The organism is Thermosporothrix sp. COM3 (assembly GCF_059696735.1).
On record NZ_AP019376.1, the window covers coordinates 1,686,444 to 1,706,506 of the forward strand.

21 protein-coding genes are annotated in these 20,063 nt (G+C 52.1%); 13 read left to right on the forward strand and 8 right to left on the reverse strand.

Going from position 1 to position 20,063, the window contains the following annotated elements:
- The first annotated feature begins 36 nt into the window (after positions 1-36).
- From KTH_RS07310 to KTH_RS07320, 3 genes are all read left to right on the forward strand, one after another.
- Complete coding sequence (locus KTH_RS07310) at positions 37-849, forward strand: leucine-rich repeat domain-containing protein (RefSeq protein ID WP_111321704.1); 813 nt, start codon at positions 37-39, stop codon at positions 847-849.
- 150 nt (positions 850-999) lie between these two features.
- Positions 1,000-1,686 (forward strand): class I SAM-dependent methyltransferase, encoded by a 687-nt coding sequence (locus KTH_RS07315; RefSeq protein WP_170142534.1) that lies wholly within the window; start codon positions 1,000-1,002, stop codon positions 1,684-1,686.
- A gap of 169 nt (positions 1,687-1,855) precedes the next feature.
- A complete protein-coding gene (locus KTH_RS07320) occupies positions 1,856-2,707 on the forward strand; it encodes a cytochrome c oxidase assembly protein (protein ID WP_111321700.1) in 852 nt (283 codons plus the stop codon).
- A gap of 710 nt (positions 2,708-3,417) precedes the next feature.
- Here the strand turns inward: KTH_RS07320 and KTH_RS07325 are convergent.
- Positions 3,418-3,696, reverse strand: coding sequence for a hypothetical protein (locus KTH_RS07325; RefSeq protein ID WP_497617535.1), 279 nt, complete (start codon positions 3,694-3,696; stop codon positions 3,418-3,420).
- Between the two features lie 590 nt (positions 3,697-4,286).
- Here KTH_RS07325 and KTH_RS07330 point away from each other — a divergent pair.
- From KTH_RS07330 to KTH_RS07345, 4 genes are all read left to right on the forward strand, one after another.
- Positions 4,287-4,862 (forward strand): group-specific protein, encoded by a 576-nt coding sequence (locus tag KTH_RS07330; RefSeq protein ID WP_111325278.1) that lies wholly within the window; start codon positions 4,287-4,289, stop codon positions 4,860-4,862.
- Between the two features lie 302 nt (positions 4,863-5,164).
- Positions 5,165-6,238, forward strand: coding sequence for a methyl-accepting chemotaxis protein (locus KTH_RS07335; RefSeq protein WP_111325277.1), 1,074 nt, complete (start codon positions 5,165-5,167; stop codon positions 6,236-6,238).
- Positions 6,239-6,432: 194 nt separating this feature from the next.
- The gene (locus KTH_RS07340) at positions 6,433-7,725 is read left to right on the forward strand and encodes an MFS transporter (protein WP_111325276.1); all 1,293 of its coding nucleotides are present in this window, start codon (positions 6,433-6,435) and stop codon (positions 7,723-7,725) included.
- A 75-nt stretch (positions 7,726-7,800) separates the two neighbouring features.
- Complete coding sequence (locus KTH_RS07345) at positions 7,801-8,580, forward strand: DUF1838 family protein (protein ID WP_211326336.1); 780 nt, start codon at positions 7,801-7,803, stop codon at positions 8,578-8,580.
- A 48-nt stretch (positions 8,581-8,628) separates the two neighbouring features.
- Here KTH_RS07345 and KTH_RS07350 read toward each other — a convergent pair whose 3' ends face one another.
- On the reverse strand, positions 8,629-9,294 hold the full coding sequence (locus KTH_RS07350; RefSeq protein ID WP_497617538.1) for an HAD family hydrolase: 666 nt from the start codon (positions 9,292-9,294) through the stop codon (positions 8,629-8,631).
- Positions 9,295-9,526: 232 nt separating this feature from the next.
- Positions 9,527-10,750, reverse strand: a complete 1,224-nt coding sequence (locus KTH_RS07355; protein ID WP_497617540.1) for a cytochrome P450 family protein — start codon at positions 10,748-10,750, stop codon at positions 9,527-9,529.
- A gap of 152 nt (positions 10,751-10,902) precedes the next feature.
- Here KTH_RS07355 and KTH_RS07360 point away from each other — a divergent pair, with 152 nt between their 5' ends.
- The 4 genes from KTH_RS07360 (at position 10,903) to KTH_RS07375 (ending at position 13,821) form a co-directional block, all read left to right on the forward strand.
- Complete coding sequence (locus tag KTH_RS07360; protein WP_497617542.1) at positions 10,903-11,514, forward strand: TetR/AcrR family transcriptional regulator; 612 nt, start codon at positions 10,903-10,905, stop codon at positions 11,512-11,514.
- A 28-nt stretch (positions 11,515-11,542) separates the two neighbouring features.
- The gene (gene murI, locus KTH_RS07365) at positions 11,543-12,349 is read left to right on the forward strand and encodes a glutamate racemase (RefSeq protein ID WP_497617544.1); all 807 of its coding nucleotides are present in this window, start codon (positions 11,543-11,545) and stop codon (positions 12,347-12,349) included.
- A 231-nt stretch (positions 12,350-12,580) separates the two neighbouring features.
- The gene (locus KTH_RS07370; protein ID WP_111325271.1) at positions 12,581-13,039 is read left to right on the forward strand and encodes an Rrf2 family transcriptional regulator; all 459 of its coding nucleotides are present in this window, start codon (positions 12,581-12,583) and stop codon (positions 13,037-13,039) included.
- A gap of 323 nt (positions 13,040-13,362) precedes the next feature.
- Positions 13,363-13,821, forward strand: coding sequence for a DoxX family protein (locus KTH_RS07375; RefSeq protein ID WP_497617546.1), 459 nt, complete (start codon positions 13,363-13,365; stop codon positions 13,819-13,821).
- A 98-nt stretch (positions 13,822-13,919) separates the two neighbouring features.
- On the opposite strand, the gene KTH_RS07380 is transcribed toward KTH_RS07375, so the two are convergent.
- The 4 genes from KTH_RS07380 to KTH_RS07395 form a co-directional block, all read right to left on the reverse strand.
- Complete coding sequence (locus tag KTH_RS07380) at positions 13,920-14,459, reverse strand: hypothetical protein (RefSeq protein ID WP_497617548.1); 540 nt, start codon at positions 14,457-14,459, stop codon at positions 13,920-13,922.
- A gap of 253 nt (positions 14,460-14,712) precedes the next feature.
- Entirely contained in the window at positions 14,713-15,399 is a 687-nt protein-coding gene (locus tag KTH_RS07385; protein ID WP_497617550.1) for a hypothetical protein, read from the reverse strand.
- Positions 15,400-15,545: 146 nt separating this feature from the next.
- A complete protein-coding gene (locus KTH_RS07390) occupies positions 15,546-16,271 on the reverse strand; it encodes a hypothetical protein (protein ID WP_497617551.1) in 726 nt (241 codons plus the stop codon).
- The gene (locus KTH_RS07395) at positions 16,250-16,393 is read right to left on the reverse strand and encodes a hypothetical protein (RefSeq protein ID WP_170142884.1); all 144 of its coding nucleotides are present in this window, start codon (positions 16,391-16,393) and stop codon (positions 16,250-16,252) included. Before KTH_RS07395 ends, KTH_RS07390 begins: the two co-directional genes overlap by 22 nt.
- Before the next feature lie 543 nt (positions 16,394-16,936).
- Between KTH_RS07395 and KTH_RS07400 the strand changes: the two genes are divergently transcribed.
- Complete coding sequence (locus KTH_RS07400) at positions 16,937-18,199, forward strand: C39 family peptidase (protein WP_246046539.1); 1,263 nt, start codon at positions 16,937-16,939, stop codon at positions 18,197-18,199.
- A 68-nt stretch (positions 18,200-18,267) separates the two neighbouring features.
- Here the strand turns inward: KTH_RS07400 and KTH_RS07405 are convergent, their stop codons facing one another.
- Complete coding sequence (locus tag KTH_RS07405; RefSeq protein WP_111325266.1) at positions 18,268-18,783, reverse strand: AAA family ATPase; 516 nt, start codon at positions 18,781-18,783, stop codon at positions 18,268-18,270.
- 258 nt (positions 18,784-19,041) lie between these two features.
- On the opposite strand from KTH_RS07405, the gene KTH_RS07410 reads away from it, so the two are divergent.
- Entirely contained in the window at positions 19,042-20,013 is a 972-nt protein-coding gene (locus KTH_RS07410) for a hypothetical protein (RefSeq protein ID WP_137686403.1), read from the forward strand.
- The last annotated feature ends 50 nt before the right edge of the window (positions 20,014-20,063 follow it).

A 20,063-nucleotide genomic window follows, 5' to 3' on the forward strand; every position in this document is an offset into this window, starting at 1 on the left:
GCAAAAGCCACACATTTTTGAAAGGGAGAGTACCATTTGGAAGAGAGAGTCATACTGCCTGAAACACTCGACGAAGCATACCTGTTTGCGGCAGTCGGAGCACCTTTGAAAGCTCTGCTGCTCTATAATCCTACGCAAGATGTGCAAACGACGCTTGCTTGTATGCGTGCGCTTGCTGTGATGCATGATACTCACTCCTTGCAAGCGTATCAAGCAGACAAGCGACCGGAAATACAGCAGGAATATGCATGGCTGCACAGTCGAGAGGCGCTCAACGCGCTGCAACCCCGTGTCCGCATGATAAGCTGGGATGGACGCCCTGCGCTCTTTGTACATCAGATTCGCTCGCTGAAAAAGATCCATGTGCTGGAATTGATTCCGCATTTTCCACAGCGGCTTGTCCTGAAAGGCACATTCCGTGATCTCACTCCCCTTACACATCTATCAGCACTCACTGGCCTTGCTCTTTTAAGCAAGCATATAAGAGATTTGACACCGCTTGCCGGGCTTACTCGACTGGCACAGCTTTCCCTCACGGGTACACCACTTATCACTGATCTGGCACCACTAACTACCCTCTCACAATTAAGCATTCTCACGCTCACTGGCTTGATAGAACTAACAGACATTCAGCCGCTCGCCTCCCTTCCAGCACTAAGGAGTCTCGCAATCCTTGCCAGCCCGAAGCTGACAACAATAACGCCGCTCCTGCATTTACCATCCCTGCGGCATCTGGAATTACCACCTCATCTGCGGACAGCACCGGAAATCGCTCAGTTTCGTCAGCGAGGCATACTCTTGCGCTTTACAGAGATTCGCGGCTTCGGGAAGCGCCCACGTCAGCGATAAAAAAGGCTCTTTGCAGCTTGCATGACTTTTTGCTATACTGTCGTTCCGTTTGCGCTCAGACAAAACGTCGGGCGCAAACGCTTTGCACACCTCTTACCATCCATACTACTTCTCAGAATTGAAATAGAGTCAAGGAAAGGATTTTTAACGATGCAGGATCAGTGGGACAATCCCGAATTTGCGCGCTATTGGGACCAGGCAGCGCTTATCCGAAACCCGATACGGGCAGAACAAATTGAGATCCTGGTTTCGCTTATCGCCGATCTGTACCAAAAAGGGACACATATCCTTGATCTGGGCATCGGCTCAGGCCAGATTGAGGAACTACTTTTCGCACGCCGTCCGGAGAGCGTGGTTGTAGGGATCGATGCATCGCGTGCAATGCTCGATCTCGCACAAGAACGCCTTACATCTTACAAAGCCCAATGTACGCTTATACAACATGATCTTGCTACGCTTCAGGAATGTACGCTACCGACAGCGACCTATCAGCTTGCATTCAGCGTACAAACTCTGCATCATCTGACATACGAAGAACAGCAAGCAGTGTTTCGTTTTGTTGCACAAACGCTCGCCCCTGGTGGTATCTTTCTGCTGATCGATCGCGTTGAGATAAAGCCTGAGCCATTTGGAGCGCTCTATCTTTCAATGTGGAATCACCTGACTGCTTCCCAGGATACCGAAAATGCCTTTTTTGAAGAGCTTCGGCAAAAAGAAGATCACCCGATGCCACTCGAACAGCTTCTCAAGGGCCTCCAGGAAGCAGGCTTCCAGACAAGTTGTTTGCATCTTTACCTGCATCGTGCCTTTGTTGCCGGTATCAAGCCCGCCCAATAAGCACGCCAGCTTACTTTCTCTGGTGCGTCTCCACTCCTGGCACGCTCCAATGTTCAGGATCGGGATCAGGTAAAAAATAGGTATTCATCCCAATAGACAAAAAAGTGAAAACTTTCTATGATTTCTTCGTTGCACGATCGCATGTCCTATTCCGACATAGAAAGTGAGAATGTCAATGCCAACCCATGAGCACGGAACACTCGCTTTGCAATGGAACTGGCACCCGCTTCTTATCCTCGGGTTGTTGCTCTTGCTTGGCTCATATCTCTACATGATAGGGCCGTGGCGACAGCGGCGACAACTCGCGGCTCGAATGCCAGAAGGGCGCTTCATTTCTTTTTTACTCGGGCTGCTTGTGATCTTTATTGCGCTTGTTTCGCCCTTGAATAGCTTTTCGCATATGCTTTTTACCGGGCATATGGCACAACACCTTTTACTGGCACTTGTCGCGGCTCCACTGCTTGTGCTTGGTTTGCCTGCATGGCTGATTGAGGCTGCGTTGGAAGTCCGTTCTATACGCGTTGTCATGAAAGGGCTGACGAATATCTTTGTGACTACGTTCCTGTTCAACGGGAACCTCTGGCTCTGGCACGCACAGCCAATTCTTAACGCGATGATGCAAAACACGTACTTGCACCTTCTAGCGCAATTCCTGTTCCTGATAACAGGCGCTCTGTTCTGGTGGCCACTCCTGACGCCAGCAACAAAAGCCTTGCCATCACTCAATATTGCAGCAAAACTGCTCTATATCTTTTCAAATGATATGCCAATGGTCCTGTTGAGCGCTGGACTTACACTGATGCCGCCGCTGTATTCAGTCTATATCAACAATCCTACGAAGCTGCTTGATCCCGCTGTAGATCAGCATCTGGGCGGGGCGTTGATGTGGATACCAGGTAGCATTCTTTTTATCGTGATTGCCAGCATCATTTTTCTGCGCTGGATTCTCGATCTTGAAAAGAAAGAGCGAGCAGAAGCGGCACGTATGGCAGAACTCTATCGGGCAACTGAGCTCTCGTGAGGAACTCTTAGCAGACAGATAGTTTCTCATAGAGCAGGTCCCTGTTTTCGGTACGAACAGGGTTCTTTGTCGTTCACTGTCATGCCTCAGAAGGCTGACGTCGAGAAGCAGTCCAGGCGGTCCCTCCCCTGGCTGCTTCTTTATTTTTGGCATTGTGGATTGTCCAGGATGAAAACCGTTTATCACCATCACCTGCCGTTCGTTTCGCATGCATCCTTCAGCCATACGACTCGTTCAACGTCGACGCCAGACTATCAGAAATCGCTCCGTTTCGCCCGGGAACAGCTCTCTGAAACTTCTCACTCACTTGGCTCGGACATCTCCCTTGCAAGCCTCGAAGCTTCTTGCTTACTTGACCGGCTATCCCCCTTTTTCACCGGGAACTGCTCTCTGAAACTTCTCACTCACTTGGCTCGGATATCGCTCCGTTTCACCCGGAACTGCTCTCCGAAACTTCTCGCTTACTCGACTCGGACATCTCCCTTGCAAGCCTCGAAGCTTCTTGCTTACTTGACCAGGCTATCCATCAGTATCTGGTACATCACAGAATCTCCACTATCGAGTAAGCTGTTCCTCTAGCTACCCTCACCCTACCAGCGAATTTTTTCAAGCTCCCGACTATCGGAAATTGCTAACACTCTGACACACTCTGGTTCTATATGGTCTCGTAGCGATATGGTTTCGCGAAACCATTCCACTATCTCGACTATCTATACTCTCGATATTCTGACGTTATGAAGCCGCCTCCATTCTCGTACGAACGGGAAAAGCTGTACACAATCGAGCACAAAAGCGAGCAAGAGCACCAGAAATAGCCAGATCACGCTATCTGGCATTCCCAACCTGAGGTAGAGCGCATCGACTGAAAGCTGTTGAGTAGCACCACGAGCAGTATAAGCAGCGGGATCTCGAACTCGATCAGAAAAGCCAGGCGAAGGTGAAGGGAAAGGCAACGGGATCTCGAACTCGATCAGAAAGGGCTGGCGCAAGCGAAGGAAGAGGCAACGGGATCTCGAACTCGATCAGAAAGGGCTGGCGCAAGCGAAGGAAGAGGCAGCGGGATCTCGAACTCGATCAGAAAGGGCTGGCGCAAGCGAAGGAAGAGGCAACGGGATCTCGAACTCGATCAGAAAGGGCTGGCGCAAGCGAAGGAAGAGGCAGCGGGATCTCGAACTCGATCAGAAAGGGCTGGCGCAAGCGAAGGAAGAGGCAGCGGGATCTCGAATCCGATCGGAAAGGCGAAGGAAGAGGGATCAGCATCCGCGCGTTCCCTATAAGGCACAATACCATTGTGATCAAGGAACAGAATCACAGCGAAAATGGCATCCTGCATTATCGCGACCTGGAAGGACAGCCAGCGATGGATGATGCAATTTTTTGTCCCTGTAAGAGATGGAAAATATTCTGACCAAGACGCGTTACAGGCGTTTCCATCATAAGGAGCCGATGTTCGCAAGCACAACAGGCATCAATGGAAATGTCAAAGGGCCATTGCTGTTCATGTCCAGGCGTATCATATATTGAAAGGGATAATTCGACTGCACCCCCGAAAATACAAGCAAGGAAAGGAAGACCACCTATGCCTGCAATCTATCATTGTTGTTCACCTGCACTGCAAGGCGACACTTTGTATCCGCTGAATATGCTCAAAGAGCTGTACCCTGCTCTTTATGATCGCGAGATCCAGAAATACAATGACACCCCTGCTCGAAAAAAACTCCCGTCACTGCGGATACCGCGCCTGAATTGCCTCTGGAATGATGTGATTTTCTGCCTGCCATTGCACCCCTATTACATTTACCATGAACTACAATATCGCAGTATACCTGTATCTCCAGACAAGGCCTTTCTTCGCATTCCACTGGAATATATTCGTGATCTACCAACAGCTATCTACTATGATAGCATTGGCCCATCTCCGGAGACAATTCTTGAAGAAAAGGTAGAATGGCTCGATCACAGTAACTACAGAGAATTGAGCACCGTCCCACAACAAACACTTGATTGGTATGATCTCCTAGTGCAGCGAAAACTTCAAAGAGGGTTCTTTTCTGGTATCCCTCATATTCTGGTGAAAGGAGCGATACCAATTCAAGGGCTTCAAGTAATCTCCTGGAGCGATCCCACAGCAATAGAGCAGCACAATCACCTGTAGCGCCTCTTCATTATATGGAAACAAGCAAGCGCTATTCACCTCTTTCCCGAGAGATGATATTAAAAATTTGTTAAAATCCTGTGTAACCCATTCCTATTCCATTGACTTCTTTTCCCCAATCTGTTTATAATTCCTGTGTAACACCACCATCGCAAAACGAAAAAAGTGCATGAGGCACTGTTCAACTCCTGTTGAAGTTTCTGTTCTGCGATATCTGTTGCCGCTCAAAACGGGGGAGAGCGGCAACATTCTTGTCAGGCGCTCTTCAATAGAGATTCCACTGATACTGAAGAGGACAATGTATGGATCAAAAACCGGACTATTTTCAGATGGGGGTTCAGCCGCTAGTAGAGCCACGTAAGGGCTTTTGGGGATGGTGGCTGAATCTTACGGCACCGCCACGTGACGAACTGACAACGTCAAGTCCATTCAAACGGGCAGAGCTACGCAAATCGGAGCTTCTTGGCTACTGTCTTTTCGTCATTGCCTGCTTCCTCTGCTTTGATCTGATCCTGGCGTTTCGCAACCCCCTGCCCAGCATTCCGCTGGTTCTTTCGTTTGTGCCCATCCTTGCCCTCGTAAGCTGGCTCAATCGAGCAAACAGGACAAAAATAGCGGGAACGATCTTCATAAGCTGCATTATGATTGTTGTCATGTGCGTGATCACCTTTGTTATGTCGAAAAGGAACGGTGCTGATCTTTTTGCCGCTTATGACTTTTTCGTCTATCCACTCCTGATAGGAAGTCTCTTTCTGCCACGCTCGATGATCTTTCCGTTCGTCATACTGGATATAGTCTTTATTATCTGGCATGTCTGTTTCGGCAGCGTCCCACCCGAAACGCACCAGTTAATCGAGAGTAGCGGACGCTTTATCATCATCTTACGCCCGTCAATCGTGTTGTTCACGGTTGCACTGGTAAGCTGGCTCGGTATGGCAACAATGGAGCGAACCCTGTTGCGGGCAGATAGAGCAGAAGAGCTCATCGCAGCGAGGCAGGTGATGGCCGAACAATCGATGCAACTGGCAGAGCAACATGAGCGCCTTGAGGCTGGCATTGCTCAGATTCTTCACGTCCATAAAGAGGCTGCTCAGGGCAATTATGCCGTACGCGCTCCGGTTCACTCGAATGATGTGATCTGGCAGATAGGCCGCTCGCTGAACAACCTGCTTGCCCGCTATGAGAGGCTGGCACGCGATAGCGAAGAACTTGCTCAGACGCGCAACGAGGTCGAGCAGATCTCTATCTATATCGAAGCGATGCGCCGAGGAAAGCAAGTCGCTCTTCCACAATGTCAGACACCGCTCGGGAAGCGCCTGCTCTTCGCATTTGGCTCTCGCCCAACAAGGAGCAGTAACCCGACAATGGGTGACTGACACACGCCACTATATGTGGAGAGGAAAGAGCGCCTGATCACGGTTCACATAGCTTGCTCTTTCCTCTCCGTATGCAGGCATCCAGGCAGATCAGTATTTCTGCTATATCTAGAGAAGCCAGCGGAGAAAATCTATAAAGCCGATACCGCGATTTTTTATTTTATCCTTTTTTACTGGAAAGGACTTTTTCCTTTATGGCTGAAACTGTTCTACCCACGTCACACTCTTCTACGCCGCCAGAAGAAACAGACGAACAGCGGAAGGTCTCATTTCCCTTCCAGATCCTCTATTTTCTTTCCACTATCAGTGGACATCTGACGATCCTGCCGACCGTTATTATGCTTTTGCCGCTGCAAATCCGCATGCTTGACCCCCACACCTCCGAGATCACACTTGGTTGGGTTGAAGCGGTTGGCGGTATCGCCTCGGTCATCGCGGCCCCGATTATTGGCGCGATCAGTGATAGAACGACTGCCCGCCTGGGCCGCCGCCGTTTCTGGATGCTCATCAGCGCCGTCTGTGTCGCGTTGTCCCTGCTCCTCATGGCGAACTCACAGCTTATCTGGATGCTTGCTCTCGGCTGGTTCCTGGTGCAGTTTTTTGCTGACTCAATCACCACGCTGCTGCAAGCCATTATCCCTGACCGCATTCCCAGGAAACAGCGCGGCCTGCTTTCCAGCTATGTCGGGCTGGCGACACCATTGGCAGCCGTACTCGGTAGTATTATTGTTGCTGTTATTTTTAAGAAGAACCAGCTCAGCGCGTACTACGTTTTGATGGGCATCGTCCTTGTGATGGTCCTGCTGTTTACCCTGGTATACCGCGAGAAACCAATCAGCAAAAATGAGGTGCCTCCCTTCCAACTGGGCGCCTTTCTGAAAAAATTCTGGGTTTCACCGCGCAAGCATCCAGACTTTGCCTGGGCCTTTGTCACCCGCCTGCTTCTCTTCCTCGGGTACTTTGCGGTCACAACCTTCTTACAGTATTACTTGAAAGATGTACTGCAATATGAGAAACTGTTCCCGGGCAAAACCGTCAATGATGGGATTCTGGCGTTCCAGTCGACACTGCTGGTTCCCATGCTGCTCAGCTCGTTTGTCGGTGGTATCATCTCGGACAAGCTCCAGCGCCGCAAGCCGGTTGTCACAGCCGCCGCGCTGCTGGTCATGATCTCCTTCCTGATTCCGGCCTTCGCAACAAGCTGGATCGCAGTGCAAATCTGGGCCGTGGTGCTCGGTATCGGCTATGGTGCCTTCTTTGCCGTTGATACTGCCCTGGCAACGCAGGTGCTTCCGAACAAAGAGGATCGCGGTAAAGACATCGGCATTATCGCCCTGGCCCTGGCGCTCCCGCAGATCTTCTCACCAATGATCGGTTCAGGCGTGCTTGCTCTTACGCAGAGAAGCTATAGCGCGCTCTTTGTCGTCGGTGCGATCTTTGCACTATTCAGCGCAGTGCTGGTCTGGCGAATCAAATCCGTACGCTAACACACCCGGGTCGCTTGCTCTTTTCCTGGTGAAGCAAGCGACCCGCTCTATGCAGTATGAAAGGAGTCCAATTCTTTGAATAATCCTGAACAGATGCTCACACACTTTGTAAAACTGCGCGGCTCACTCAAGCAAGAAGATGTCGTCTTTTACTGGAGCGGCTCAATTTACGGTATGATTCCGGGAGTGCAAAACAAGCCGCTGTTCCGCTTTGAAGGTTACAATATCAGTCGTTTTGTGCCGGTTGAAGGCGGCTATCAGCATCTCTCACGTGAGGTGTCGGTCTATGAAGACCCACGCACCGGTGAGATTCTGGAGCGCTGGCAGAACCCATTCACCGAGCAAGAGGTGCGCGTAGTGCATGTCTGGAATGATCCCGTCAATCAGGAAATGCTGCTCAACGGCCCGCGAGGCCCGTTCACGGTTCCTGTCACGCCAGTCGGCGATGATATACAGTGCTGGAATCTGGATATTTTCCTCACGTACCCGTCACCACTTTCGCGCAAGGATTACCCGCAGTATTCGCAGAATGATCTCTATCAGGGTGCTGAATTATTCCAGTTTTACGTGAAAACAAGCGACCTCGAAAATGAGGATTTGCCCTCGGTTCCCTGCCATCTCTCATGGACGCGCATTGGTCCGTGGCTCCCGTGGATGGAGATGGCCGACCGCCCGGGCAACCTTGTCTATCAGTGCCGAGGCTACAAGCTGGCGAACGGCTATGCAGACCTGCCATCACACCTGCGCGCTTATGTGGAGCAGCATGAACCACAGTATAAAGAGGCTCCGCGCACCTTCACCCGTCCAAACGAAACGTCATGGACCTACTTCAAAAAGCTCCTCGCCCAACAGTAAAAAAGCAGGCGGTCAACCAGAACATGACCGCCTCCTCGCTCGCTGTATTTATGCAATCTGCCTGATATCTTCACACTGTACTTCAAAGTGCTCACCATCATCCCGCACCTGAAGCGCCCGCAACGTCGAGATACAGGCATGTGCCCGCTGAAGCTGCGCAGCCGGGTAGGTATGCGTGATTCCGATAACCCTCGCACCCGCTTTCCGAGCCGCCTCAATGCCCGCCGGAGCATCCTCAAATACAATACACTCTGTCGGATCAACGCCCAGAAGCTCCGCCCCCTTCAAATAGCCCTCGGGATCGGGCTTCCCGTTGCGCACCTGCTCGGCTGTGACAAACGTTCGCGGCAAGGGCAGACCACACGTTTCCAACCGGACCTTTGCCAGCGCGAGCGTGCCCGATGTGACAACTGCCCACCGTTCAGGAGGCAGGGAAGCAAGCAAATCTGCCGCACCGTCGAGCGCCTTCAATCCCTCTATATCTTCAATTTCAGTCTGCAAGAGCCATTGTGCCTCAGCCTCCACATCGAGCGCAGGTGCAACATCACGGATCGTTTCGACAGCACGCCGTCCATGAATAGTCAATAAAAGCTCCTCGGCATTCATCTGATGGCGATCAGCCCACCGCCGCCACGCCCGTTCAACAACTGCGTTCGAGTCAACAAGCACACCATCCAGATCGAAAAGAAAGGCTTTACAAGAGAAGCGCTTCATAAAAATTGTGTACTCCTTTTTCTATACAGATACAGCAGACACATAACAATACTCCTGTTTTATAGCATACCATATCTAAACCGTGCTCCCTCTGCCAAAAATAAGTGAGCTGCATGCCAGCGACATGCAGCCCGCTCACCACTCCTCTTTTCAGGGAAACAATTCACCTTTTTTACGTAGTGGTGTCATTTCAGCCTGGGAATATACCCACTTTTATCTGACAGTGACGATACTAAAAAGTGACAGGCAACTTGCTCAAACCAAGCAGCAAGATACCCGGACGCCATTGCACCTGCTGAGGATCAACAGCCAGACGCACATTCGGCATGCGTTTCAGCAGCGTGTTCACAGCAATCTGGGCCTCAAGGCGCGCCAGTGGAGCACCCAGACAATAGTGAATTCCCTTACCAAATGCCAGATGATGATTCTCTTTTCGGGTGATATCGAGCTTGTCCGGCTCCGCGAACTCATGCTCATCATGATTTGCCGCCGCAAGCACAATCAATACGTTGTCACCGCGCTTGATCTGCTGTCCGCCTAATTCCATATCTTCACGAGCCCAACGCTGAGTAGCCGTCATTACCGGGCTGTAATAGCGCAGAAATTCCTCTACTGCCGTTTTAATATGCTCAGGATGCTGCTTCAGTAGCTCTAATTGTTCGGGATGCTGAAGTAGTGCATAGATGCCGTTCCCGACCAAATTCACCGTGGTCTCGTGTCCTGCCACAATAAGCAGGAACACCATCGCTACAAGCTCGTGCTTGGAGAGCTTCTGTCCCTCCGACTCAGCTCTGATCAATTTGCTGAGTAGATCATCAGATTCATCATTGCGCTTCTTTTCCACCAGATCATGCACATAGCGCGTGAAAGCAGTAATATCATCAGCAGCCCGCTCAAACGCCTGTGGATCACCGGTTGCTTCAACGATAATATTGGACCAATACCGGAATTTCGTGCGATCCTCATCGGGCACACCGAGCATTTCGGAGATAACGCGAATCGGCAGGGGGAAAGCCAGATCGTCGATTACATCCATCTCACCTCGCTCTTGAACGGCGTCTAGCAGCTCGTCGGCGATCTCCTGAATGCGCGAACGCCACTGCTCAACCAGGCGAGGGGTAAAAGAGAGATTCACCAGGGTGCGCAGGCGCGTGTGGTCGGGAGGATCAGCGTTAAGCATATGCCGGTTCAGCATCAATTGCTCTTCCGTCTGGTTCAGCACCCAGGGAAACTTCTCTGCCAGCTCCTCTTGAGAGTACACACTGCGCACCGTCTTCACAATCCGCGGGTCCTTGAGTGCGGCTTCCGCCTCCTTGAAGCCGGTAATCAGCCACGAACGCCGCTGACCGTCAGGCCAGACATACTCCATTACAGGAGCCTGAGCACGCAACATAGCAAAAACTGGGAATGGATTCGCCTTAAAGGCGGGGGATATCAGGTTTATCTGCTGTGTCATACGATTCCTTTCCTGATTTGAAAACGAATTTCGACAGGTGTATACTATCTTTACAAGTGTCGCTGCTTTTACTATAGTCCGAAATGCGGAGAAGATCAAGAAACAGATGTGTCAGAAATGTCGATTAATCAACACAAGCGGAGATGATGTCTATGAACTCGTTCCCTGAACCGCCCGACTTGAGGGTCAGACGCACACAGAAATTACTCTGGGAAGCGCTAACTGAGCTCATGGCGGAGAAGGCGTTCGATGCGATCACCGTCAAAGATATCTGTGATCGCGCAATGGTTCACCGCACCACATTCTATAAACACTATACGGATAAGTATGACCTGCTGTTGCGAGGCATGCGCAGTATGCATGAGGTCCTTCAGCAAGAGATGCGACAACAAATACAGGCAACCCCGGAGGAAACATCACTTCACCGCTATGAATTGCTTCTTACACATGTACTGGAACATGAGCGGTTCTACCGCCTGATGCTCTGTGGAAATAGTGTAAGTGAGTTTCATCGGCTGCTGCGTGGTTATCTTGCAGATTTTATTGAAGCCAAACACACAGAGTCGAAGAAATGGGAACACAATGTGCCGCTTCCACTCTTTGCGCAATTCCATGCAGGCGCGCTGATATCTATTATTGCATGGTGGCTGGAAAATGATTGCCCCTATACACTGACGCAAATGGCACTTTATATGGAAGAGATGATGCATGATGCATCGGATAAACACAAGCACCACACGCCAGCGCCCATGCACTCTTCTTAAAATGAGAGAAAGGGGGATTCTATTCTGTATGGAAAATCAGCAAAAAGCAATCGGTCTCTTTGATTCTGGAATGGGCGGCCTTTCAGTTATGCGCGAAATTCGGGCATTACTGCCGCATGAAGACCTGCTCTTCGTCGCGGACTCCGGGCATGTCCCCTATGGGCCAAAGTCGCCAGAGTATGTGCAGCAGCGCTCGCTGGCAATCACGCGTTTTCTGCTTGAATATGACGTCAAAGCGATTGTCATAGCCTGTAACACCGCCACAGCAGCGGCGGCAGCCCTATTACGCTCTCGCTTTCAGGTGCCAATCATCGGGATGGAGCCAGCGGTCAAGCCGGCAGCAGCCGCGACACGAAGCGGGGTCGTTGGCGTGCTCGCAACCTCCGGGACACTGTCCAGCACACGCTTCGCCGCGCTGCTAGAGCGCTTTGGCAGCGGCATCACTGTTGTCACACAGCCCGCTCCCGGGTTCGTCGAGCGCGTCGAAGCAGGCGACCTGACCGGCCCCGAAACGCGCCGCCTGGCTGAAGAGTATACAGCGCCTCTCCTGGCCGCAGGAGCCGACACGCTGGTGCTTGGCTCGACCCACTTTCCCCACCTGCGTCCGCTCCTGTCAGAAATGCTCGGTCCTGATATACAGCTTATCGACACAGGAGCTGCTGTTGCTCGTCACCTGCGGCATGTGCTGGAAGAGCGTCAGCTTCTTCGCCAGCAAACAGGTGAGGGCTCAGCACGCTTCTGGACAAGCGGCAACCCTATCGAGGCACAGGAAATCGTCTCGCGGCTCTGGCAGCATCCTGTTCAGGTCGAGCCTCTGCCCGAACCCTACAACTGAAATCATCCAGAGTCGAGCCGGGATACGCTTCTGTATTCCGGCTTTCTTTCTGGCTCACCATCAGAAATGGGTAGATTGCAATTATCATTTCTGCCCTGTTGTCGGTGAAAAGCTCATCTCATAAGAAATGGCTACAAAGGGAAGAGCCATCTCAAGCCCTTCCCCCCTTGACAGTTTCCCCAATTCGGAACTATACTGGTTACAGATTTCGACGGAAGAAAAGAGGCAGACATGGCCGTTAACAGCCAGTTCGCGGTTGCCATACACACGCTCACCCTGCTCGCCGATGTGACGGGCGATGAGCCGATTACATCCGAATACATCGCCGGAAGCGTGAACACCAACCCCGTGTTCATTCGGCGGATTCTGGGCCGGTTGAGCAAAGCCGGTCTTGTGGCTTCACACCCCGGTGTCGGGGGCGGCTGGCGACTCTTGCGTGCTCCTGATGCGATTACGCTGCTGGACGTGTATCATGCAATTGAACCGGAAGGGCACCTTCTGGCCATGCATCATAGCCAACCAAATACAAAATGCCCTATAGGGCGCAACATCTCCCGAGTACTACAGGTGTATTTCGGAGAAGCAGAAGAGGCATTTGAGCAAAAGCTTGCACAACGCACAATTACCCAGGTCCTTCGGATGGCACACCAGCAGGCTGAACTTGTCAATCAGCCCGGGGAGCCGCTGTAACGCGCCTTTTTTTTATCGCTATTCGTAACCACAGCGGTTTCAAATTACCGTCCATCATGGGCGATACGAGAGTTTGTGCAAGCCATCCTCCCTTCTCTGGCTCGCAACGGGCGCGACGCCAGTTATAGCGGATGATCGACAACAGGCTGTGCGCATGCCAGAGCAGAACTATAGCGGGGCTGCTCCTTCTTCTCACTTGCCATACAACAGCTCTTGTCAATCCAGCAAGCGAACACCCAAAGAAAGAAAACTGGAGGCCGATCAAGCAACTGAGAAGATCATGTTTGCTGATCGATATACGTAGAAATAAGGAGACGTTTCTTATGAAGATTTTCCAGACAAATAGCAACCCCACCTTCAATGTATCGACGCTGCTTCTGCGCCTGGCCCTGGCAATCGTCATATTCCCGCATGGAGCCCAAAAGATGCTTGGCTGGTTCGGCGGAGGCGGGGTCGGTGGCACGCTTCAGTTCTTTGGCATGCTCGGCATCCCGGCCATTCTCGGCATTCTGGTCATCCTCGGCGAGTTCCTCGGCTCGCTCGGTGTCCTCACGGGGCTGCTCACGCGTGTCGCGGCGTTTGGCATTGCCTGCGCACAGCTCGGCGCGATCTTCTTCATACACGCACACAACGGCTTCTTCATGAACTGGTCAGGTAAGCAGGCAGGCGAAGGCATTGAGTTCTTCCTGCTGACCGTCGGCATCTCGCTTGCATTGATGATTATGGGTGCAGGTGGCTGGTCCCTTGACGCGCTGGTATCCGGTCTCCGCAAAAAGAAGTAATATTCCTGAACACAACCGTACATAAAAAAGTCCCCTTCCCGTTGTAGCTCCCTCAGGGAAGGGGACATTGAGGTACAGAAGAAAAGCGCTCCCCGGGATTAGAGAGGCGCGGGAGAACAGGTAACGGGTGTATCCGCGCTGAGTTGCAAGGACGCGATGCGATCATTCAAGCGACTACTCACAAGAGGAACATTCCCTTTATAGTAGAAACAGGTCCCTCTCAACTGGCTCTGTTCGTAGAGAGCAGTATAGAGACAGTCGTGCTGTGGGGCAAGCTTGAATGAAGAAATAGTCTTATCCCAACGAAAACCATTGCTCTCCACAGGCAGCGAGGACAGTGCATAGGCCGCGTGCTGTTGACAGGCGTTGACCGTCCCCGTCACATGCAAGACCTTTCCCCCATAGTGCGTGTGCTGATAGAGGTCCAGCAGCCAGACCCGGTGTTCGTCCGCAACGCTCGGGCTATCCACACACGAGAAACGCTGAATGGCCGATTCGGTCTGACCCGGCTCGACAGGCGCAAGCGAGAGCTCACAGAAGCGAACAGGAGCCCCGGAATCAGCCCCGACCCGCTCCGTAAGGGCAAATGCCAGCAAGAGAGCAACCAGAAAAGGGAAGATGCACTTGAGAAAAAGCATGCGAAAATCCCGTTTTCCAGTATCTTTCTCTATTCCACACCTCAGATCATTCAGATAGAAGTCATACATCCTGCTATCCTTTTCACTCTTCCCACTTTTATTCCTCTTTGCTTTCTTTTCAGTCTCAGTATACAGAGTCCCTCAATTAATAGATGTAAAAGCAGATATATACTGAAACTCGGCCCCTTCAGCAAGATCTAGCGATGATAGAGTTTCCGGGGCATCTTCTGTTCCTATCATCGCTAGAATGAGGTTAGAAGTCTCCGCTTGAGCCACTGCTTCCTGAATCGCTGCTCGAACTCGATGATGAGTCGAAGCTGCTCCCGCCAACATCGTAGCTGCTGCTGGAATGATGGTGGTGACCGTACCAGCTCCGGCGGCGCGACGGCCAGATGATGTTAATGACCACAACGACGAGAATTAGAAAGCCGATTCCGAGGCAGGAGGCCAGGCCCTTCACGGAGGCCCAGAGCTGGCTGAAAAATGATGTATCGCCTTTCAGTGCCTGAGCCAGCGAGTTGAGCGCCGCCACCGTCGCGCTGGTATAGTCCGATCCATGCATGTTGTTCCGGAAGGCTGAAATAGCTGCGTCATACTGATCCTTCTTTAGAGGAACCTTCGAGCCCCCATAAATGGCCAGGTGGCGCGCTTTCGTATCAATATTTATGACGATGCCAGTTGAAAGCCGGTCCGCCTTCTTCTTTGTCCCCGCATCGAAAGCTGCTTTACTGCCATCGAAGGTCTTCGTTGTGTAGACACTTACTGTATACTCAATTTGGTGGGCGGCATCTCGCACCTTCGTCTGGTCGAGCACCTTCGCTTCATCCTCGAAGGTTCCCAAAGTGGCGAAAGCCGGGCGCACAGACAGCAGGAAGAGCAAGCAGACAAGAACCGCACCCGCAACGAGAAGCAAGGGCTGACGATGTTTCTTCTTTTGCATACATTCCACCTCCAATATTTGATGATAGAAGAATTTCGTATTTTTTGCAGGGGGTTCTTCAAAGAAAGACGAATAAGCAGGCAAACAGTAATTCCAGGCCAACAGCCCGGGTGTTAGCTTCCAGCGGGGTCACAGATCAAGCGGAGCTAGAAGTCTCCGCTTGCACCACTGCTTCCGGAATCGTAGCTCGAACTCGATGATGAGTCGAAGCTGCTTCCACCAACATCGTAGCTACTGTAGCTGCTTCCGGAATCGTAGCTCAAACTCGACGATGAATCGAAGCTGCTTCCGCCAACATCGTAGCCACTGTAGCTGCTCCCGCCATAGAAGCCACCAGAGGACACCTTACGAGGATAACTGCCCTTATCCTGCCTGATGAGACCGATGATAAAGCTCACCAGAAAAAAGAATAAAAGCCCGCAGCAAGCAATCATGCCAAACGGCATGTTCGCAAGCCAGCCGGAAGAATCGGACCGGCTCCATCCAGGATCATAGCTACCGTAGCTGCTTTCGGAATCGTAGCTTGAACTCGGCGTAGAATATGACTTCCCGTTCTCCAACGCCTGAGCCAGCGAGTTGAGCGCCGCCACCGTCGCGCTGGTATAGTCTGACCCGTGAATATTGTCGCGAAAGGCCGATATCGCTGCCTCATACTGCTCGCTCTTCAGGGGGACCTCTGAGCCCCCATAAATGGCCAGGTGGCGTGCTTTCGTATCAATATTTATAATGATAGTACTCGGCAGTCTGTCCGCCTGCTCTTTCGTCTGCGAAGCGAAAAGCTCCTTCGTGCCATTGAAGGCGTTCGTTGTGCGAACATTCACCGCATAGTTGATGCGCTGCGCTGCCTCCGTTACTTTTGCCCGATCAAGCACCTTCGCCTCGCCTCAATCACGCCGATCGCGGCGATAGCCGGAGAGGCAGTCAGCAATAGCAGCAAACAGACAAACAGCAGGCCTGTGAACATGATAAAGAGCTGTCGATGTTTCTTCCGCATAGTCTCCCTCTTTTTTCGGGGTAAACGTCACTCATAGCCCTTTTTTGGTAGTAGAATCAGCGCCCGAAAATTTGAGCAGGGAATATCGGGTGTTCTACAGGAAAAGACGCAGGGGCAGAGGAAAAATCAAATACGCATATGGACGAAGAGCCAAAAAAAGGAGACGAGATGGGCAGCAGGTGCATGCATTGCCCGTCTCGTCCTTCTTGTCATACTATACTATGTCATCAGTATAGCATAAAAAGAACGACATTACAAGCGCCCTTTGAGTACTCGTCCTATTGTGAGGAGGGCAAACCGTTCCCGAGGGCTTGTCAGCCTTCTTCAAGCAGAAAGGCAGGCAGAGCTGCAGAATCATGCCGGATTGTAGCAATTTTTGCTCTGAAGAAGCAAGGCATCATCGTACTCAAAAAATGCACATAGGATCCATCGCATTTCATGTTATACTATCAGACGGAAAGTGATCTGCTGGAAGTGCATCTCGAAAAAATCGATCGGTACTTCAGCAGGCTGGATGAAAAGTGCAATGTAAAGGAGAGACCTTTGAAAACAGCGGAGGGATCAGCAGGCGTGCAAACGGAGCAATATGACGAGTTCTGGACGCAGGACGACTTTTCTGGCTGGTCGCTAAATGGCGTGCAGGTTGACATCTCACCCCAGGCAAGCGCACGCCTCTGCCCACAGCCCGGGATGACCTGCTCGGCGGTGGACATCGACGGCGGCGCACTGCAATATGACACAACGGCCCGCCTGTGCCAGGGACGCGATCCATACAAAGCAGGCAAGTATAACAACGAGAACTATTATAACGGCAACACCTTCTTTTTCGGGACTATGACCTCGCCAGTCATCACGCCCCAAAAGCCGATTACCAGCGTTGTCGCCTCATGGAACGCGGAGACTCGGCCCGGGACCTGGCTTCAGCTCCACATTCGCGCTCTCAAACAGGACTCCTGGACACGCTGGTACAATCTGCCGGTGTGGGCAGCGGATTTCTCAACGGTCAAGCGGCATAGCGTCGACGGGCAGGATGACGGCAACGGCAAGGTTGCGACCGACACGTTTCTGACTGGAAGCATACCAGCAAGCGCATACCAACTCAGCGTCACCCTTTTTACAACTGACCCTGCACTCAGCCCGATTATAAGAAGAATCACAGCTATCGCCTCGTTCGATGCAGAAAAGAGTCCCACTATCGAGCCAGATCGAGCAGTCTGGGGAAAAGAGCTGAACGTCCCGATGCGCTCTCAGGTTCTCCCGGAATATCGAGGACTCGGCTTCGGAGGCGGAGGCGAGGTCTGGTGTAGTCCAACTTCAACCAGCATGGTGATGGCGTACTGGGCCGACAAAACCGCTCGCCCGGAACTGGTTCAGTCGGTCCCGGAAGCGGCGAAGGGCTGCTACGATTTCACCTATGATGGAACAGGCAACTGGCCGTTCAATACCGCGTATGCCGGAGCACATGGACTGCGAGCCTTCGTCACACGGCTCTACTCGCTGAGTCAGGTCGAGCAGTGGATCAAAGCAGGCGTGCCGCTGGTTGCCAGCGTGGCCTACAAGCACGGCGAGCTTCCCGGGACGCCGATTGAGTCATCAGATGGGCATCTGCTGGTGATTCGTGGTTTCACCGAGAGTGGAGACGTAATTACAAATGATCCAGCAGGCCCGACAAATGATGCAGTCAGAATCATCTATAATCGGATCGCCTTTGAACGTGTATGGCAGAAATACTCACATGGCATTGTGTATGTCATCACGCCTGAAGGGTTCCCTCTCCCCACCGAGAAACGTCTGACAAACTGGTAAGGAAGCGACCGGAGAGCAAGCACGACACTCTCCGGTTCTTCTCATGAAGCAGGAGAGCAAGCGGAAGCTCAATTGATCTTTGCAAGAATGATCTCAACTATTTCTTCGGGCGTTCGCTCATCTGTAGGGATGTGTTCGGCAAATACTGGAGAGGCGAAGGCGGGTACACAGCGCTCGATCCGCTCGCTGATCCATCCCCGCGCCTGCTCAGTATGCTCCCGCTGGCTGAGGCGCCGATAGAGCGTCTCGCGATGCGCCGTCAGGCAGAAATGGTACAGGTGCGGATCAAGCTGACGAAATCCGTCGCGAATCTCCTCGAAATAGGGGCGATGCCACAGCGTCATAGGGACAATTAGAGTGCGCCCGTAAACCTGCTTGAGATGCCGCGCCGTCTCGATAACCAGCGGTCGCCAGGGAGTCAAATCTTGAAAGTCAGTACATTCCTCAAAAGGGCGCACGATTTCCCTGAGCAGGATACCCACCATCTCCGGATCATACAGCATACTTCGGTGCAGCCGCTCTACAAGCAGTTTCGCAACCGTTGACTTGCCAGCCGCGAACGAGCCATTAATCATAATAATCATCTCATGAGTCTCCCATTTTTCCTCAAGTATAGCATAGGCGTTCCCACAGCATGCCCATTGCACTGAAACTTGATCGGCACCCTCGGGAACAAAACTGCAAGTTGAGACGTCATAGCTATGAATACACGCACATCAATTCATCTATAGAGGTTTCCTATGGTACTATTCTTGAAAAGAATGCTCTTGGCAAGCCTGCTGTTTCTGCTGGCCGGGTGCGGACAAACCGCAGCGCCGGCGCTGCCAACAAAGGAGAAAGCGATGAAAGTGCAGATCGAAATCAATGCATCGGTACCGAACAAGCAACCAACAAAGCTTACACTGCAACGACAGGATCTCGTACACAAGCTATATACGACTATTTCTGCATTACCCGTCGTGACCGACCCGAACCGCCCCTGTACAATGGAACTGGGACCACGCTACACGCTCATCTTCACTGAAGCAGACGAAAAGACGCTGATTGAGGCTGAGGCGCAACGCTATGGCTGTCGACCCGTCATAATTCAAGGCGAAAGACAGCAGCGCGATACGAACCCCGAGTTCTGGAAACTGCTCGATCAGGTGCTGCGTGAGGCGGCTCCACCGGCCACTGTACAGAAGCTCGCCCTCCTGCACAACGGCCAGACGGCGCTGATCGACTCGGCACAACAGGCGCAGGCGCTCTATGACGCGCTCATCAAGCTACCACCCGTACCTGAAGGCGATCCCCATCAGCCAGAGAAGCAATCAGCCTACCAGATCACGTTTTTTACAGCACATGGCACGCTTTCCGGCACCATCGACAAGCAATACGCCCGCCTGGAAGGGAACGAGCAGGCACGCGGCGGCTCCTATTATGTAAATGACGCCTTCATGCAACAGGTGCAGGACATCAGTAAAAGCGCTCACTATGCCCCGGGACGTCCCGACGCCCTGACCGTCACCGTGAGCGGCCCAGAGATCTCAATGCGCTCGTTTATCGATACGCAAAGCGAGGATGCACCGATTATGCAGCAGCTCTACACAAAAATAACCAGGCTCCCCCAAAAAGCTGCTAGCTGCTCGACCGAGGAGGAGAAACGCCAGAAGAAGCTGACCACGACATCCCTCCACTTCACGCAATGGGGCTTACCACTGCTGAGCGTGGAAATCTATGAAGGGGAGCACTGTCAGCAGGTCTTACCCGGCCCGGGAAGCGAAGTGCAGCCAGATGATGAGTTCTGGAACCTGCTACATAAGCTGAACCGGTAGGTGCTTGCCAATCTGACACATTTTGTTGCACGATTGAGAGGGCAGAAATG

Excerpts from the sequence above, each read along its gene's own strand:
- KTH_RS07405 (WP_111325266.1), bottom strand. The coding sequence starts at position 18,783 with ATGATTATTATGATTAATGGCTCGTTCGCGGCTGGCAAGTCAACGGTT.
- KTH_RS07355 (WP_497617540.1), bottom strand. The coding sequence starts at position 10,750 with ATGACACAGCAGATAAACCTGATATCCCCCGCCTTTAAGGCGAATCCA.
- KTH_RS07335 (WP_111325277.1), top strand. The coding sequence starts at position 5,165 with ATGGATCAAAAACCGGACTATTTTCAGATGGGGGTTCAGCCGCTAGTA.
- KTH_RS07380 (WP_497617548.1), bottom strand. The coding sequence starts at position 14,459 with ATGCTTTTTCTCAAGTGCATCTTCCCTTTTCTGGTTGCTCTCTTGCTG.
- KTH_RS07375 (WP_497617546.1), top strand. The coding sequence starts at position 13,363 with ATGAAGATTTTCCAGACAAATAGCAACCCCACCTTCAATGTATCGACG.
- murI (WP_497617544.1), top strand. The coding sequence starts at position 11,543 with ATGGAAAATCAGCAAAAAGCAATCGGTCTCTTTGATTCTGGAATGGGC.
- KTH_RS07330 (WP_111325278.1), top strand. The coding sequence starts at position 4,287 with ATGCCTGCAATCTATCATTGTTGTTCACCTGCACTGCAAGGCGACACT.
- KTH_RS07360 (WP_497617542.1), top strand. The coding sequence starts at position 10,903 with ATGAACTCGTTCCCTGAACCGCCCGACTTGAGGGTCAGACGCACACAG.
- KTH_RS07385 (WP_497617550.1), bottom strand. The coding sequence starts at position 15,399 with ATGCAAAAGAAGAAACATCGTCAGCCCTTGCTTCTCGTTGCGGGTGCG.
- KTH_RS07315 (WP_170142534.1), top strand. The coding sequence starts at position 1,000 with ATGCAGGATCAGTGGGACAATCCCGAATTTGCGCGCTATTGGGACCAG.
- KTH_RS07410 (WP_137686403.1), top strand. The coding sequence starts at position 19,042 with ATGAAAGTGCAGATCGAAATCAATGCATCGGTACCGAACAAGCAACCA.
- KTH_RS07340 (WP_111325276.1), top strand. The coding sequence starts at position 6,433 with ATGGCTGAAACTGTTCTACCCACGTCACACTCTTCTACGCCGCCAGAA.
- KTH_RS07370 (WP_111325271.1), top strand. The coding sequence starts at position 12,581 with ATGGCCGTTAACAGCCAGTTCGCGGTTGCCATACACACGCTCACCCTG.
- KTH_RS07350 (WP_497617538.1), bottom strand. The coding sequence starts at position 9,294 with ATGAAGCGCTTCTCTTGTAAAGCCTTTCTTTTCGATCTGGATGGTGTG.
- KTH_RS07395 (WP_170142884.1), bottom strand. The coding sequence starts at position 16,393 with ATGCGGAAGAAACATCGACAGCTCTTTATCATGTTCACAGGCCTGCTG.
- KTH_RS07320 (WP_111321700.1), top strand. The coding sequence starts at position 1,856 with ATGTCAATGCCAACCCATGAGCACGGAACACTCGCTTTGCAATGGAAC.